Here is a 14644-nt window from a genome sequence, read left to right on the forward strand (position 1 = left end):
GCACCCGGCCGCGAACCGAAGTCCTCGCGCAGGCATCCCCTGACGGGAGGACAGAGATGACCAGAAAACCCCGCGCGATCCTCGCGGCGCTCGCCGTGACCGGCATTGCGCTGGCGGCGCTCGGGCCGCAGCCGACGGTGGCGTCCAGCCACCGCGAGGCGCCGCTGATCGCCAGCGACCCGGCCGCCGACAACACCGACCTGTACGCCTTCGTCAGCCCCGAGCGGCCGGACTACGTGACGCTCGTCGCCAACTGGATCCCGTTCGAGGAGCCCAACGGCGGGCCGAACTTCTATCCGTTCGCGACCGACGCGGCGTACAACATCAACGTCGACAACGACGGCGACGCGATCGCCGACGCCGTGTTCCGCTACACGTTCAAGAACATCGACAAGCGGGGCGGCAAGACGTTCCTCTACAACAACGGGCCGGTCGACTCGTTCGACGACCCGAACCTGCTGTTCAAGCAGACCTACAAGCTGGAGACGTCGTTCAACGGCGGCCCGTTCAAGACCCGGGTCAGCAACGCGCCGGTCGCGCCGTCCCGGATCGGCAACGCGTCGATGCCGGACTACCAGAAGCTTCGCGACGAGGCGACGATCCAGCTCGAGGGCGGTTGGAAGCTGTTCGCCGGCCAGGCCGACGACCCGTTCTTCCTGGACCTGCGGGTCTTCGACCTGCTGTACGGCGGCGACCTGAGCGAGACCGGCCAGGACACCCTCGCCGGCTACAACGTCAACACGATCGCGCTGCAGGTGCCGTTCAAGGACGTGGCCCTGCGCGGCGACGCCAACCGCAACCCCGTGGTCGGCATCTGGACCACCACCGACCGGGCCAAGGTCCGCGTCACCGGCCAGAGCACCCAGGGCATTCGCGGCGAGCGCGTGCAGGTCTCGCGGCTCGGCAACCCGCTGGTCAACGAGGTCGTCGTGCCGGCGAACCTGAAGGACGCGTTCAACTCGATCTCCCCGGACAAAGACGCCGGCATCCCGGCCGTCGTCAAGCGGGTCACCGACCCCGAGCTTCCCAAGCTGATCGAGGCCATCTACGGCGTGCCCGCGCCGGCCACACCCCGCAACGACCTGGTCGAGATCTTCCTGACCGGCATCACCACCAAGGCCGGCGGTCCGATCAAGGCCGACCTCAACTCGCAGCTCAACAACAAGGACGTCAACGCCAAGCGGTTCCGGCCCTCCGAGATGCTCCGGCTCAACCTGGGTGTGCCGGTCGCCGACCAGCCCAACCGGCTCGGCGTGCTCGGCGGCGACCTGCAGGGCTTCCCGAACGGCCGGCGGCTGACGGACGACGCGGTCGACATCGCCGTGCAGGCGGTCGAGGGCGCGGCTCAGACCGGCCAGCTCGTCGACGCGCTCGCCGCGGGCGACAAGGTGGACGCCAACGACAACGAGTTCGGCGACCAGTTCCCGTACGTGGCACTCCCCAACGTGGGTGCGGTCAACGGCGGCCAGAGCAGCGCGGCTGCCGGCTCGAACGGTGCGGCGATCGTGCCGCCCGGTGACGACGACTCTCCGGCGCCGTCGCTCTCGCCGGCCGCCGCCGCGGCGTCCGACGACCTGAGCACCGGCTCGGTCCTCACCCTCGCCGTCATCGGCACGCTCCTGCTGGCCCTGGTCCTGGTGACCTGGTGGTTCCGCAGGCAGCGAACGGCTGTGGCAACCACTCCTGACGACACCGTAAAGCTCTAGCCAGGTGCACGGGGCGCGTCCCGCGACTGGGACGCGCCCCGCCTTCCCGGAAGGAATCCGCTCATGCGCACTCCCCTTCGGACGGTCGTGGTGGTGGTCGTCGCCACCGTCGCCCTGCTCGCTGCCGGTGCGGTGTTCGGCCTGCGCGAATCGGCACCGCCACTGTCTTCCACGGCCACCCCCGTCGGGGCGACCGACCGACTGGCCGCGAACATCAGCCGGGCACAGGAGCGGCTGCGCACCCTGCCCCGCGACCACGAGACCTGGGCGGCGCTCGGTCTCGCGTACGTCGAGCAGGCTCGGGTGACCGCCGATCCCAGCCTCTACCCCAAGGCCGAAGGGGCGCTGGAGCGTTCGCTGGCGGTGAAGCCGAAGGAGAACTCGGCCGCCCTCGTCGGGCTCGGCGCGCTCGCCAACGCCCGCCACGAGTTCGCGGCCGCGCGGAAGTTCGCCACCGACGCGTTGGAGACCAACCCCTTCGACGCCGACGCGTACGGGGTGCTGGCCGACGCGCACACCCAGCTCGGCGACCCCAAGGCGGCGACGACCGCGATCCAGCGGATGCTCGACCTGCGGCCCGGGCTCGCCGCGTACGCCCGCGCCTCCTACGACCTCGAGCAGCGCGGTGCGGTCGCCGAGGCCACCGACCTCATGCGGCGGGCGCTGGACTCCGCTGCCGACCCCGCCGACATCGCCTTCTGCCGCAACCAGCTAGGCGACCTCGCCTGGTCGACCGGCGACCTCGATGCCGCTGCCCACGAGTACGACGCCGGCCTGGCCGCCGGCCCTGGGTATCCGGCACTGCTGCGCGGCCGGGCTCGGGTGGCCGCCGCGCGGGGTGACCTGGCCGGCGCGATCACCGCCGCGGGAACGGTCGCGGCCCGCACGCCGACTCCTGACACCCTGCTGGAGTACGCCATGCTTCTGAAGTTGGCCGGCCGGACCGCCGATTCCGCGCGTCAGCTCACGCTCGCCGAGGCGGCGCACACGCTGTTCGTCGCCAACGGCGGGCAGGACGATCTGACCGGTGCGCAGCTCGCACTCGCCCGGGGCGACTCGGCCACGGCGCTGCGGCTGGCGCAGGCCGAATGGAAGCGGCGGCCGTTCGCCGACGTGGCCGACGCGCTCGGCTGGTCGCTGCACATGGCCGGGCGCTCCGCCGAGGCGCTGCCGTTGCTGCGGAAGGCCGTCGGCGGGTCGCCGCGCAACGCCGGCTACGCGTACCACCTCGGGATGACGCTCTTGTTCCTCGGCGACCAGCCGGGGGCACTGACCGCCTTGCGGCAGGCACGTGCCATCAACCCCTACTTCTCGCCCGTCGACGGGCCGACGGCCGGCCGGGCACTGTCCGCATTGGAGGCTCGGTCGTGAGGCGTTTCCTGGCATTCGTGGCGTTGGCGGTCGTCGGGTTCCTGGCACTGCCGTCGGCGCCGGCCGCGGCGCATCCGTTGGGCAACTTCTCGGTCAACCGGTACGTCGGGCTGACGCTGCATCCCGACCGGGTCGACGCGGTCGTGGTGGCCGACGTGGCCGAGCTGCCGACGTTGCAGGACCCGGCGCCGTCGTGCGCCGAGGCGGCGTCAGCGCTCGCGCTGACCGTGGACGGAACGCGTCTCTCATGGACGGTCGGGTCGTCGGAGTTGACGCGTTCCGACGGCGCCGGCGGGCTCAAGACGAGCCGGCTCGACTGCGCCCTGACCGCGACCGCTTCGTTCTCCTCCGGGGCGGCGGTCACCGTCGACAACGGGTTCCGGGCCGACCGGATCGGATGGCGGGAGTTGACCGCGACCGGCGCCGGCGTGCGGCTGGACGGTTCAACCGTGCCGGCCGCTACGGTCAGTGCCGAGCTCCGGCGGTATCCCGACGACCTGCTGTCGTCGCCGCCGGACGTGCGCACGGCCGCGTTCTCGGCCGTGTCCGACGGTGCCGCGACGGCCGCCGGCGCTACAGCTTCGCGGTCGTCCGGTGCGGCCCCGCTCGGGTTGTCCGGGCCGTTGGCCGGCGCCGAGCGATGGCTGGACTCTGTCGTCGGTGGTGAGCGGTTGACGCCATTGGTCGGAATGCTGGCGGTGTTGTTGGCGCTGGTGCTCGGTGCGGCTCACGCGGCCCTGCCGGGGCACGGCAAAACGGTGATGGCGGCCTACCTGGCTGGGCGCGCCGGTCGGCCTCGCGACGCGGTGGCCGTCGGTGCGACGGTGACGTTGACCCATACCGGGGGTGTGCTGGCACTCGGGTTGCTGCTGACCACGTTCGCGGGGATAGCCGGTGAGTCGGTGTTGGCGTGGTTGGGGGTTGCCAGCGGCGTGTTGGTGGCGGCGATCGGTATCGGCGCCCTGGTGTCCGCACGGCGCCGTCGACGCCGAAACCGGTCGGCTGCCGGTCATGCGCATGGCCACTCGCACGACCACGCACACGACCACGCACACGACCACTCGCACGGGCCTGGCAGGTGGGGCATAGCCGGCATCGGGATCGCCGGTGGGTTGGTGCCCAGCCCGTCCGCGCTCGTCGTGCTGCTGGGTGCGATCGCGCTGGGCCGCACCGCGTTCGGCGTCCTCCTGGTCTTCGCCTACGGCCTGGGCATGGCGGCCACCCTGACCGCCGCGGGCCTGCTGCTGATCCGCGTCCGGAACCGGTTCGCCGGCCGGTTGCGGCTGGCGGACCGGTGGCAGTCGGCAGCGCCCTCGGCGACCGCGGCCCTGATCGTGGTGGTCGGGCTCGGTCTCGCCGGCCGAGCGTTATCCACAATCGCCTGATCGGGGTGGCGACCATGACCACGGGCGCGGAATCATTCCCCCTGCGAACAGCGCGACACCGGCAGCGGCGAGGAGTCTTCATGCGCGAGCAGAGCCACGGCGACCCGCCGCGCGACCACCTGGCCGCGGTGCCAAACCTGGTCGACGACCGGTCCGTGGCCGACCGTCTGCTGGTCGCGGTCGGCCGGGGCGACGAGGGCGCGTTCCGGCAGCTCTACGAGCTGGTCGCGGCCCGCGTCTACGGCCTGGCCCGCCAGGTGCTGCGCGACCCGGCCCAGGCCGAAGAGGTGGCGCAGGAGGTGCTGGTCGAGGTGTGGCGCACGGCCGCCCGCTTCGAGCCGAGCCGCGGCTCGGCCACCGCCTGGGTTTTCACCATCGCCCACCGGCGGGCGGTCGACCGGGTGCGCTCCGAGCAGGCCGCCACCGACCGCGTGCAGAAGGCCGGCTCGTGGTCGGCACAGACGCCTTACGACGAGGTGTCCGGCGAGGTCGAGGAGCGGCTGGAGCGGCAACAGGTCCGGCGCTGCCTCGACGACCTCACCTCGCTGCAACGGGAGTCCATCACGCTGGCCTACTACGGCGGCCGCAGCTACCGCGAGGTGGCGCAACTGCTGGACGTCAGCCTGCCCACCATCAAGACCCGGATGCGCGACGGCCTGATCCGCCTACGCGACTGCCTGGGCGTGGAGGTGCCGTCATGAGCGGGCGAAGCGAGCACGGCCAAGGCGACCGCGGGGAGGCGGCGGCATGAACACCGGCGACGTGCACGCATTGTCGGGTGCGTACGTGCTCGACGCACTGACCGACATCGAGCGCGCCACCTTCCGCCGCCACCTGGCTAGCTGCGCGACCTGCGCGATAGAGGTGGCCGAGCTCCACGAAACCGCGGCCCGCCTGGCCGACGGCGCCTGGTCGGTGCCACCGCCGGCCCTGCGCGACCGGGTCTTCGCCGAGGTCTCCCGCACCCGTCAGGACGCGCCGACCCCGGCCAAGCCGGTCCGCCCGCAACGCGATCGCCGTCTGCTGACAGCGGCCGCGGCCGTGGTCCTGGCCGCCGTGGCGGCGACAGGCACCTTCGCTGTCCAGGAACGCCGCATGGACCAGCAACGCACGACGGCACAGGCCGAATCCGCCCGGGTCACCGAAGTCTTGGCGGCACCCGACGCTGTGCTCCGCACAGGCGGCTCCACCAACGGCGTTCGCCTCACGGTGGTCACCTCGGCGACCCGAGGCGAGGCGGTCCTGACGATGACGGCCGACCGCCCGGCGGGCACCGACCGCACCTACCAGCTGTGGATGCTCGCCGGCACGACCCCGACCAGCGCCGGCGTTCTACCACCCGGCACGACGTCGGCCACCCGCCTGATCACGGGCACGGCCTCGGCCGACGCGTTCGCGGCCACCATCGAGCCCGAAGGCGGCTCACCGACCCCGACCCTGCCGATCGTGGGGCAGGTGAGCGTGGCATAACCGCATTGGCTCCGCGGCATCCCGCCAGCGATCATCATGGGATGACCCCGAGCGACAGACGACAGCGGGCGGTGCTCGTCGACGTGGACGGCACGCTGGCCCTTCGTGGGAAGCGGTCGCCCTACGACTGGAGCCGGGTAGGCGAGGACCAGCCCAACCCGGCCGTGATCGAGCTCGTGCAGACGATCTCGGCAGCCGGCCGGCACCGGATCGTGGTGATGTCCGGCCGCAAGGAGCAGTCGCGGCGGCAGACCGAGCTCTGGCTCGACGCGCAGGGAGTCGAGTTCGCGGACCTGATCATGCGCGCGGACCACGACGACCGCCCGGACCACAAGACCAAGGCCGACCTCTACCGGCGTCTCGTCGCACCCCGCTACGAGGTCGCCTTCGTCATCGACGACCGCGACCAGGTCGTCCGCATGTGGCGCACCGTCTTCAAGCTAACGGTCTGCCAGGTCGCCGACGGCGACTTCTAGCTCCATCTCCTCCTAGCTTCGCACCACGATCGCGACGGCATAGCGCGGGCCTTCGTGACGGCCAGCACGCACTAGTAACTGACGCATGCCCATGTCACTATGTCCCCGCCTTCCGTCAACGCGGGCGGAAGCACCAACGGGGAGTTCACATGCGTGTCAGAAGAAGACGTCTGGCTGTCCTCGCAACGCTGCTGGCCGTGCTGCCGTCAGCCGTCGCCCTGCCCTCCGCCGCCCAAGCCGCGACCCCGCCGGCGACCGGGGGCGCCCAGACCTCCGTGGTGCGCGCCGACTGCGGCGGTCCCCTGCCTCTCGGCCAGATGGCGGCGTGCTCGATCGACACCGGCGAGGCCCAGACCTACACGGTCACCACCGCGAAGGCCGCCGACACGCTGCTGATAACGCGCGGCAACGTCAGCGGCGAGATCGTCGAAGGCGTCGTCACCAACGCCGCGGGCCAGCAGGTCTGTTCCGTGTTCGGCAGCGTCTCGGACTGCGTCGTCGGCGCCGCCGGCACCTACACCATCACCATGTCCACCCGATGGGGCCCGGGCGAATACACGCTCGCCGTCGACTCGCTCAAAACGCCGTCGTCCTGCACCCAGCTCGACAACGCCTTCTTCTCGTTCGCGTCGCCGGGCATCTCCACGACCATCCCGGCCGGCTCCGCAGGTCAGTGCTACCGGTTCAACCAGCCCCTCGACAGCGTGCTGCAACTGACGACGCCGCTCGGCGGCGTTCAAGGGACGATCGTCGACGCCGCGTTCCAGCCGGTCTGCCAGATCTCCTACGGCGCGACGCAGTGCACGCTGCGCACCGCCGGCCCTTACCGTGTGTTCATCCGCGAATACAGCGGCTCCGAGGCCGCTTACCGGCTGCGCATGCCCCGCCTGACCGCACCGGCCGGTTGCCCGCTGCTGCGCACCACCGGGTTCGGCGATCCCGGCGCCAACACCAACACCGCCACGGTCGAGGGCAACGACTTCACCTGCCACAAGGTCCGCGCGGCCGCGGCCGGCGCGACCCTGTTCCGGGTCTACAACGGGCAGCACTTCGACTGGATCCTCTACGACCAGGCGGCCCAACAGATCTGCAGCGAGTACGAGCACGCGCGCGGCTGCACCATCCCGGCCGCAGGCGACTACATCCTGCTGATGCCGAACACCAACTGGGAAAAGGTCACCTACCAGGTGGCCGCCGTGACCCTCTATCGCAACACCGGCTGCGCGGCCACGACCGGCACCACGTGGACCGAGCCGACCATCTCGGTGACGCAGGGCTCGCTGATCGGCACCCACTGCCAGCCCTTCCGCGGGCAGGCCGGCGACCGGATCCTCGCGTTCGGAGCACCGACCCGCTGGAACGACTTCTACCACTGGGTCGTCGACAGCGCCGGCAACCCGTTCTGCCCGTACTACGACGAGCAGGCGGGGTGCGTGCTGCCCGCCACCGGCACCTACCGGGTGATCTCCTACCTCGGCAACCAGAGCACGGAGGAGCCCCAGGCGCCGTACGAGCTGCAGGTGCGCCGGCTCAACAATCCGGTCGGTTGCCCGACCGTCAGCCCGGGCGCGTACGGCGCGGCTCCGGCCGGAGCGGCGGCGGGCATCCGGTGCCGCATCCTCGACGTGCCGGCCGCGGGTGACTACCGGGTCGATGCCCACTGGGCCGACAACTACGATGCCAGCCCCACCGTCTTCGACGCCGACTTCCGGGAGCTGTGCCGGACCTTCTGCCAGTTCGCGGCGCCGGGGCGCTACACGATGGTGCTGTCGCCCATCTCCGACTCCATCATCCAGAACGACTCGGCATACGCGACGACGTTCCTGCCGGCCGCTCCGTCGTCCTGCGCGAACGCGCCGGGCAACGGCGACCTGGTGTCGGGCGAGTTCCGCGCCACCGGCCAGCTCGACTGTCTGGAGTTGTCCGCGCCGGCCGGGGGCAAGGTGGTCCGGGTGCTGCCGACCGACGCGACCGGCGTCGGCCGGCCGTACGTGTCGGTCGTCGACGCCAACGGCGGCTACGTGTGCGACGCGAACCCTCTCTACCAGTACTCGTGCGAGCTGACCGGCGAGGCGCCGTTCTTCGCGCTGGTCGACAACCGCAACGGGGGGACGCCGACCGGCACGTATCAGGTGGGCATCGCCACGGTGTCGCCGCCACCGTCGTGCGCCGCTCAGGCGAACGACTCGACGGTCAACAGCAGTGCTAACCGGGTTGGCTTCTGCTTCACGATCGCGGCTGACGACCACACCGCCCGTGAGGACCTGCGCTACCGGCGTACGTCGGGCACCGGCAACGCGACAATGTCCGTCTTCAGCGCGGACGGCATCCGCTACTGCTACACCATGACGCCGTCGGCCGACCGTACCCTCAGCTGTACCTTGCCCGACGGCCAGCTCACCGTTCTGCTGGAGACCGCCGCACAGACGGCGACCTGGCAGGTGACCCGCCAGGCCGTCCCGACGCCGTAACGCGAAACGGGCGGGCGTCCGAGGGACGCCCGCCCGTTCCCGCTAGTTCACCAACGCGCGACAACCGCTCAGCGCCAGGGCAGCGGGTCGCCGGCGTACTTGTGCGCCCGCACGTCACCGGATCGGGCGTGGCCCTCGAAGAGCTCCACCCGTGCCGCGCGGCCGCACAGCCGGCCCAGGTCCACGCTCGCCTGCTGGCTGGTGACCTCCTGGTACGTGACCGTTTTCAGGTACTTGCCCACCCACAGACCACCCGTGTAGCGGGCCGCGCCTCGTGTCGGCAGCGTGTGGTTCGTGCCGATCACCTTGTCCCCATAGGACACGCACGTGCCCTCGCCCAGGAACAGGGCTCCGTAGTTGCGCATCGCGGTCAGGGCGTCGCGGGGCGACTCCGTCAGGACCTGGACGTGCTCCGAGGCATAGGAATCCGCCAGCTCGAACGCCTCCGCCAGGTCCGCGACCACCGCTACCTCGCCGTGGTCGCGCCACGCCGGCGCGGCGAAGTCGCGCGTCGGCATTCCCGGCAGGATCTCGTCGATCAGGTCCATGACGCGCCGGGCCAGCGGCTCCGAGTCGGTGATCAGGATGGCCGGCGAGTCCGGGCCGTGTTCGGCCTGGCTCAGCAGGTCCACCGCCACCACGAACGGGTCGGCCGCTCCGTCGGCGACGACCAGGATCTCGGTCGGGCCGGCGAACAGGTCGATGCCGACCTCGCCGAACAGCTGGCGCTTGGCTTCCGCCACGTAGGCGTTGCCCGGGCCGGCGAGCAGGTCCACGGCCCCGATGGTCTCCGTGCCCAGCGCCATCGCCGCCACCGCCTGGGTGCCGCCCAGCAGGTAGATCTCGTCGGCGCCGGCGAGGTGCAAAGCCGCGACCGTCGCTGCCGGGATCTCGCCGCGGATCGGTGGCGTGCACGACGTGACCCGGGAAACCCCGGCGACCTTGGCGGTCACCACGGTCATGTGGGCCGAGGCCACCAACGGGTAGCGGCCGCCGGGAACATAAGCACCCGCCGCCGCGACCGGGATGTTCTTCTGGCCCAGGAACACGCCCGGCGAGACCTCGTCCTCGAAGTCGCGCAACGAGTCCTTCTGCCGCTGTGCGAAGTCGCGTACCCGAGCCTGCACCGTCTTGATGTCCGCCAGCGCCTGCTCCGGCACAGTCGCGACAATCTGCTCGATCTCCTCCGGAGACAGCCGGAACGACGGAGGCGACCAGTTGTCGAACTTCTCCGAGTACTCCCGGACCGCGGCGTCTCCGCGCGCCCGGACGTCGGCGATCACCGACGCCACCGTCTCCCGCACGCCGCGCGCCTGCGCGTCGTCGTGGGTCGCCGCCGGTGCCGACTTCAGATAGCGCGCCGCCATGACCAAACCTCCAGAAGTCAGATCGGGTACGTCGCCCGCAGGTCGACGGTGCTGTACGTGATGTGCCGGGTCAGCACGTCCTCGTCGCGCGCGGCCTCGGTGACCGGCAGCAGAGTGTGCGTCTCGTTGTTCAGCCGATAGAACGCCTCGGCGAAGTTGACCCCCGCCACCCGCCCGTTCTCGCCGTTGTTGGCCTCGATCAGCTTGCGGGCGAACAGGCCCGAGTAGCCCTGGCTGTCGAAGCAGTCCATCGCCGCGACCTTCTTGCCGACCACGTCGGTGATGTCGATGTAGACGTCGTTGCGCAATCCGTGCAGGCTCAGCCCGTCACCGGCGATCACCGGCAACGAGGTGAAGAAGACCTGCTTGACGTGGAACTCCGACCGGCCGTCGAGGTTGCGCAGGAACATGCCGGCACGACCGAGCGCGGCCATGACGCTCACGGTCACCACCGTGTGCATGTTGGCGGCCATCACCGGGTTGACCGGGTAGTCGCAGATCACCACGTCCGGCCGCTCGATCGCCAGTTGCTCGGCGATCTGGTCGACGACCGCCTCCCGCAGTGCGGCGTAGTGGTCGTCGAGGTCGAGGGTGATGACCCGGGAAATGCCGACGATCTCCGCGGCGCGCTCCAGCTCACCCTTCTTGTGCGCCACAATCGTGTCCAGGTCGGCGGCGACGATCGTCTCGTCGGGGTGCTCCTTGCGCCACTCCTCCGCGTACCGGTTCGCGTGCATGCGTCCGCCGTGCGTCAGGATCAGTGCCACCACCTCGTCGCCCGCCGCCGCGTGCCGGGCCAGGGTGCCGCCGCAGTTCGTGATCGTGTCCGCCGGGTGGGCGTAGATGGTCATGACCTTCATGGTTGTCCAGCGAACGTGAAACGTCGTTCCATGTCAATCAGTAGCGGGCCGAGATTTCCCAACGCTCGACCGCCATGTCGCCGCGCACCGCGTACAGGTGGCTCCACATGTTGGTCGTGCCGCAGGCATGGTTGGGCACCAGCCGCACCAGGTCGCCGACGGCCAAGCGACCCCCGGCCAGAAAGCCGTGCTCCTCGTTGGCTTCCGGGAAGGTGACGTCCGGCCGATCGAGCACCAAACCCACCCCGCCCGCCGCCGCGATCGCGTCGGAGCTCATCGCCTTGATGCCGGCGTCGATGATCGGCCGTCCGGTCCGCTGCACGGACGCCACGGTGGCGAGCACGGTCTGCGCGCACTGGTCGAGCGTGCAACTGCCGAGCCGCGTCTGGTTCGCGTCGTAGTAGACGTAGGTGCCGGGCCGCCCCTCGGTCACCCCGGGCACGAACGGCGTCGACGTGGCACCGGGCGTCGACCCGACGGACACCACTTCGATCGGAAATCCGGCGGTACGCAGAGCGTCGGCGACCGACACCAGCAACGCACCCGCCTCCCCGCCGGCCGCTTCCAGCGCGGAGCGGTCAGCGAGCGCGGAGATGTGCCCCTCGTGCGTCAGCACGCCCCGCAACCGCAGGCCGGGCAGCCCGGCGATCGCGGTGGCCGTCGCGACGGCCGAGGACGGCTCGACACCCAGCCGGGCATGCCCGGTGTTGACCTCGAGCACGAACGGCACGGTGACGCCGGCGGAGGCAGCCGCCGAAGACAGCGGCCGGGCCGCCTCGACCGAGTCCAGCGAGACGGTCAGCCCGCCACCGTGCTGGGCGATCGCGTCGACGACGAAGGCCACCTTGCGCGGCCCGATCGGAATATGCGCCCACAGCAGGTCACCCACGCCGTGCGACTGGAGCCAGGCCACCTCGGCCGCGGTGGAACAGGTGAATCCGATGGCACCGGCGTCGAGCTGGCGGCGGGCGACCTCCCAGCACTTGGAGGTCTTGACGTGCGGGCGCAGCGCGACGCCGGCCGTCGCGAACGCCCCGGCCATCGCGGCGATGTTGCGCTCCAGCCGGTCGAGGTCGACCAGCAGCGCTGGGGTCGGCAGCGCGGCGAGCGGGATCATGCCAGCCCCAGCGCGGCGCGCGGATCGCCGTCGAGCAACCACTCGAAGGTCTCCGGCTTGATCGCCGGCAGGCCGGACGGCCGCATGTCAGCGAGGGAGCGCAACCCGGCGACCGCCTCGGCCGGCGTCCACATGGGATAGTCGGAGCCGAACAGCAGCTTCTGCGTGACACCCCACTCCTGTGCGCGTACCAGTGCCATGAAGCCGTCCAAGGGCCGCGCCCAGGACGCGGACACGTCGCCGAACACGTTGCGGGCCTTGCGCAGCACCACGATCGTCTCGCGCTGCCACGGGTGGCCCAGGTGGGCGATGATCTGCCTGAGGTCGGGGTGCCGCCGGGCCACGTCGTCGACCAGCAGCGGGTTGGTCAGCTCCAGCCGGCCTTCGGGGCTCGGCGTCGTCCCCATGTGCCAGAGCACGATCAGCCCGGCCTCGGTGGCCGCCTTGAAGAACGGGTCGTGTGCCACGTCGCGCGGGTCGAAGTGGGCCAGCACCGGGTACAGCTTGACGCCGCGCAGGCCGCGGGCGATGCCATCGGCGAGCTGGTCCATCACGTCGGCGTCGGAGAGGTCGAGCGCCATGAAGCCGATCGTGTTGGTCGACGTCGCCGCCACGAACTGCTCGACGTACTCGTTCGGGGTGATCACACCGGCCCGGGACGCCCGCATGCCGAACACGAACGCCAGGTCCACGCCGGCCGCGGCCATCGCCTCGTCGTACTGCTCGGGGGTGCGGTTCGCGTACTCGTGGCCGTAGACGGGCTGCCAGTTGCGATGCCACTCGCAACCCCAGTGTTCGGCGAGGTGACAGTGGGTGTGTACGTCGATCATGCTGACCCTCTCAGGACGTTCCCGGCCCGCTGGCCGGTGTGCTCTCCCCCGTCGACGGTGACCACGCCGTTGACGAGCACGAGGTCGATGCCGGCGGCGAACTGGTGCGGCTGGGTGAACGTGGCCCGGTCGGCCAACCGCGCCGGGTCGAAGACCACGACGTCGGCCGGCGCACCCGGCCGCAGCAGCCCTCGGTCGTGCAGCCCGACTCGCGCGGCCGGCGCCGACGTGCACCGGCGAATCGCATCGGGCAGCTCGGCGGCGTACGAGCGCAGGTAGCGCGGGAACGTCCCGTAGCTGCGCGGATGCGGCACACCGGCCCCGGTGACGCCGCCCGGGTCGAGCGCGAGCCCGTCCGAGGCGACCACGGCGGCCGGATGGCCGAGCACGGCACGCAGGTCGTCCTCGCTGCGCCCGCCGGCCGTCATCAGCACGCCGTTGCCGAGCTCGGCGAGCAGGTCGAGGGCGACATCGGCGGGATCGGCGGCGCCCGCCAGCGAGGCGATCGTCTGCCCGACCACCGGGTCCGGCGCCGGCCGGCTGGTCCAGCTCAGCGTCAGCTCGTCCCAGCCCGTCGGTCGGTTCACCCAGGCCGCGCGCACCTCGGCCCGCACGTCAGGGTCGCGCAGCCGAGGACCCCAGACCGACGGGCCGCCCTCTTGGACGTGCGCGGGCAGCAGCTGCGAGAGGGGCGCGTTGCCGTGCAGGTAGGGGTAGATGTCGACGCCGATGTCGCAGCCGTCCGCGTTGGCCGCGTCGACCAGGTCGAGGGCTCGCCGGACCGCACCCCAGTTGCGGCGGCCGACGGCGGCCAGGTGCGAGATCTGGGTGCGGGCACCGGTCGCCCGTGCCACCCCGACCGCCTGCGACACCGAGTCGAGCAGGTCGTCGTCGTAGTTCCGGACGTGCCACGTGAAGACCCGGTTCCGGGCGGCGACCACCGACGCCAGGGCCAGCAGCTCGGCGTCCCGGACGTACGGCAACGGCGCGTAGACCAGCCCGGTTGACAGCCCGAGCGCACCCGCGTCGAACGCCTCGCCGAGCAGCCCGCACATCCGGTCGAGCTCGGCGGGCGAGGCCGGTCGGTCCGTGAACCCGACCACCGAGGCGTGCAGCGCGAGATGCCCGACCAGGGTGGCCACGTTGATGCCGGGACCGGCGGCGGCCAGAGCGACGAGATAGCCCGCGAGGTCGGGCCAGGACCACTCGACCGCCGGGTCGAGGTCGAGGTAGCCGACCGCCTGCCGGATCGGGCCGACCGCCGCGCCCGGTGCCAGCGGGCCGACGCCGAGGCCACAGTTGCCGACGACCTCGGTGGTCACGCCCTGGTGCACCTTGCTCAGCCCGCGCGGGTCCGAGAGCAGGGTCAGGTCGGAATGGGTGTGCACGTCGACGAAACCAGGGCAGACCACGAGGCCGGTGACGTCGCGCACCGCGTCGGCAGAGAGCCCGGAGCCGATCTCGGCGATCCGGCCGCCCTGCACCAACACGTCGGCCGTGACTGCGGGGCCGCCGGAGCCGTCGATCACCAGGCCGCCGGTCAGAAGCAGTTCTTCAGGCATGGGCAGCTCGCATGGAATGTGGTTCCATG

Annotated in this window: 12 protein-coding genes; 7 read left to right on the plus strand and 5 right to left on the minus strand. The window is 71.3% G+C overall.

Annotated features, from left to right (window positions below):
* Nucleotides 1-56 precede the first annotated feature (56 nt).
* The 7 genes from AB0J88_RS13520 (at nucleotide 57) to AB0J88_RS13550 (ending at nucleotide 8879) form a co-directional block, all read left to right on the plus strand.
* The gene (locus tag AB0J88_RS13520) at nucleotides 57-1706 is read left to right on the plus strand and encodes a DUF4331 domain-containing protein (protein WP_364345256.1); all 1650 of its coding nucleotides are present in this window, start codon (nucleotides 57-59) and stop codon (nucleotides 1704-1706) included.
* A gap of 63 nt (nucleotides 1707-1769) precedes the next feature.
* Nucleotides 1770-3077, plus strand: a complete 1308-nt coding sequence (locus AB0J88_RS13525; protein WP_364345254.1) for a tetratricopeptide repeat protein — start codon at nucleotides 1770-1772, stop codon at nucleotides 3075-3077.
* A complete protein-coding gene (locus AB0J88_RS13530) occupies nucleotides 3074-4462 on the plus strand; it encodes a sulfite exporter TauE/SafE family protein (protein WP_364345252.1) in 1389 nt (462 codons plus the stop codon). Before AB0J88_RS13525 ends, AB0J88_RS13530 begins: the two co-directional genes overlap by 4 nt.
* 80 nt (nucleotides 4463-4542) lie before the next feature.
* The gene (gene sigK, locus AB0J88_RS13535; protein WP_364345250.1) at nucleotides 4543-5163 is read left to right on the plus strand and encodes an ECF RNA polymerase sigma factor SigK; all 621 of its coding nucleotides are present in this window, start codon (nucleotides 4543-4545) and stop codon (nucleotides 5161-5163) included.
* A 46-nt stretch (nucleotides 5164-5209) separates the two neighbouring features.
* A complete protein-coding gene (locus tag AB0J88_RS13540; protein ID WP_364345248.1) occupies nucleotides 5210-5932 on the plus strand; it encodes an anti-sigma factor in 723 nt (240 codons plus the stop codon).
* A gap of 41 nt (nucleotides 5933-5973) precedes the next feature.
* A complete protein-coding gene (locus AB0J88_RS13545) occupies nucleotides 5974-6408 on the plus strand; it encodes a hypothetical protein (protein ID WP_364345246.1) in 435 nt (144 codons plus the stop codon).
* Between the two features lie 149 nt (nucleotides 6409-6557).
* Complete coding sequence (locus AB0J88_RS13550; protein WP_364345244.1) at nucleotides 6558-8879, plus strand: hypothetical protein; 2322 nt, start codon at nucleotides 6558-6560, stop codon at nucleotides 8877-8879.
* Between the two features lie 68 nt (nucleotides 8880-8947).
* Here the strand turns inward: AB0J88_RS13550 and hisD are convergent, their stop codons facing one another.
* From hisD to AB0J88_RS13575, 5 genes are read right to left on the minus strand one after another with little or no spacing between them, the layout of a single operon-like run.
* Complete coding sequence (gene hisD, locus AB0J88_RS13555) at nucleotides 8948-10246, minus strand: histidinol dehydrogenase (protein WP_364345242.1); 1299 nt, start codon at nucleotides 10244-10246, stop codon at nucleotides 8948-8950.
* Between the two features lie 17 nt (nucleotides 10247-10263).
* Complete coding sequence (locus AB0J88_RS13560) at nucleotides 10264-11097, minus strand: PIG-L deacetylase family protein (protein ID WP_364345240.1); 834 nt, start codon at nucleotides 11095-11097, stop codon at nucleotides 10264-10266.
* Nucleotides 11098-11143: 46 nt separating this feature from the next.
* On the minus strand, nucleotides 11144-12223 hold the full coding sequence (locus tag AB0J88_RS13565; protein WP_364345238.1) for an alanine racemase: 1080 nt from the start codon (nucleotides 12221-12223) through the stop codon (nucleotides 11144-11146).
* Nucleotides 12220-13053: an amidohydrolase family protein gene (locus tag AB0J88_RS13570; RefSeq protein WP_364345236.1), complete on the minus strand. Its 834-nt coding sequence runs from the start codon at nucleotides 13051-13053 to the stop codon at nucleotides 12220-12222. The genes AB0J88_RS13565 and AB0J88_RS13570 overlap by 4 nt, the downstream gene beginning before the upstream one ends.
* Nucleotides 13050-14615, minus strand: a complete 1566-nt coding sequence (locus AB0J88_RS13575; protein ID WP_364345234.1) for a D-aminoacylase — start codon at nucleotides 14613-14615, stop codon at nucleotides 13050-13052. Before AB0J88_RS13575 ends, AB0J88_RS13570 begins: the two co-directional genes overlap by 4 nt.
* Between the last annotated feature and the right edge of the window lie 29 nt (nucleotides 14616-14644).

Origin of the sequence: Asanoa sp. NPDC049475, from assembly GCF_040676915.1 — a bacterium.
In the GTDB taxonomy this organism is placed as follows: Bacteria; Actinomycetota; Actinomycetes; order Mycobacteriales; family Micromonosporaceae; genus Asanoa.

What these genes read in the sequence shown, in the direction of transcription:
- AB0J88_RS13575 (WP_364345234.1), bottom strand. Translation starts at nt 14,615, where the DNA reads ATGCCTGAAGAACTGCTTCTGACCGGCGGCCTGGTGATCGACGGCTCC.
- AB0J88_RS13565 (WP_364345238.1), bottom strand. Translation starts at nt 12,223, where the DNA reads ATGATCCCGCTCGCCGCGCTGCCGACCCCAGCGCTGCTGGTCGACCTC.
- AB0J88_RS13525 (WP_364345254.1), top strand. Translation starts at nt 1,770, where the DNA reads ATGCGCACTCCCCTTCGGACGGTCGTGGTGGTGGTCGTCGCCACCGTC.
- hisD (WP_364345242.1), bottom strand. Translation starts at nt 10,246, where the DNA reads ATGGCGGCGCGCTATCTGAAGTCGGCACCGGCGGCGACCCACGACGAC.
- AB0J88_RS13520 (WP_364345256.1), top strand. Translation starts at nt 57, where the DNA reads ATGACCAGAAAACCCCGCGCGATCCTCGCGGCGCTCGCCGTGACCGGC.
- AB0J88_RS13550 (WP_364345244.1), top strand. Translation starts at nt 6,558, where the DNA reads ATGCGTGTCAGAAGAAGACGTCTGGCTGTCCTCGCAACGCTGCTGGCC.
- AB0J88_RS13560 (WP_364345240.1), bottom strand. Translation starts at nt 11,097, where the DNA reads ATGACCATCTACGCCCACCCGGCGGACACGATCACGAACTGCGGCGGC.
- AB0J88_RS13540 (WP_364345248.1), top strand. Translation starts at nt 5,210, where the DNA reads ATGAACACCGGCGACGTGCACGCATTGTCGGGTGCGTACGTGCTCGAC.
- AB0J88_RS13570 (WP_364345236.1), bottom strand. Translation starts at nt 13,053, where the DNA reads ATGATCGACGTACACACCCACTGTCACCTCGCCGAACACTGGGGTTGC.
- sigK (WP_364345250.1), top strand. Translation starts at nt 4,543, where the DNA reads ATGCGCGAGCAGAGCCACGGCGACCCGCCGCGCGACCACCTGGCCGCG.
- AB0J88_RS13545 (WP_364345246.1), top strand. Translation starts at nt 5,974, where the DNA reads ATGACCCCGAGCGACAGACGACAGCGGGCGGTGCTCGTCGACGTGGAC.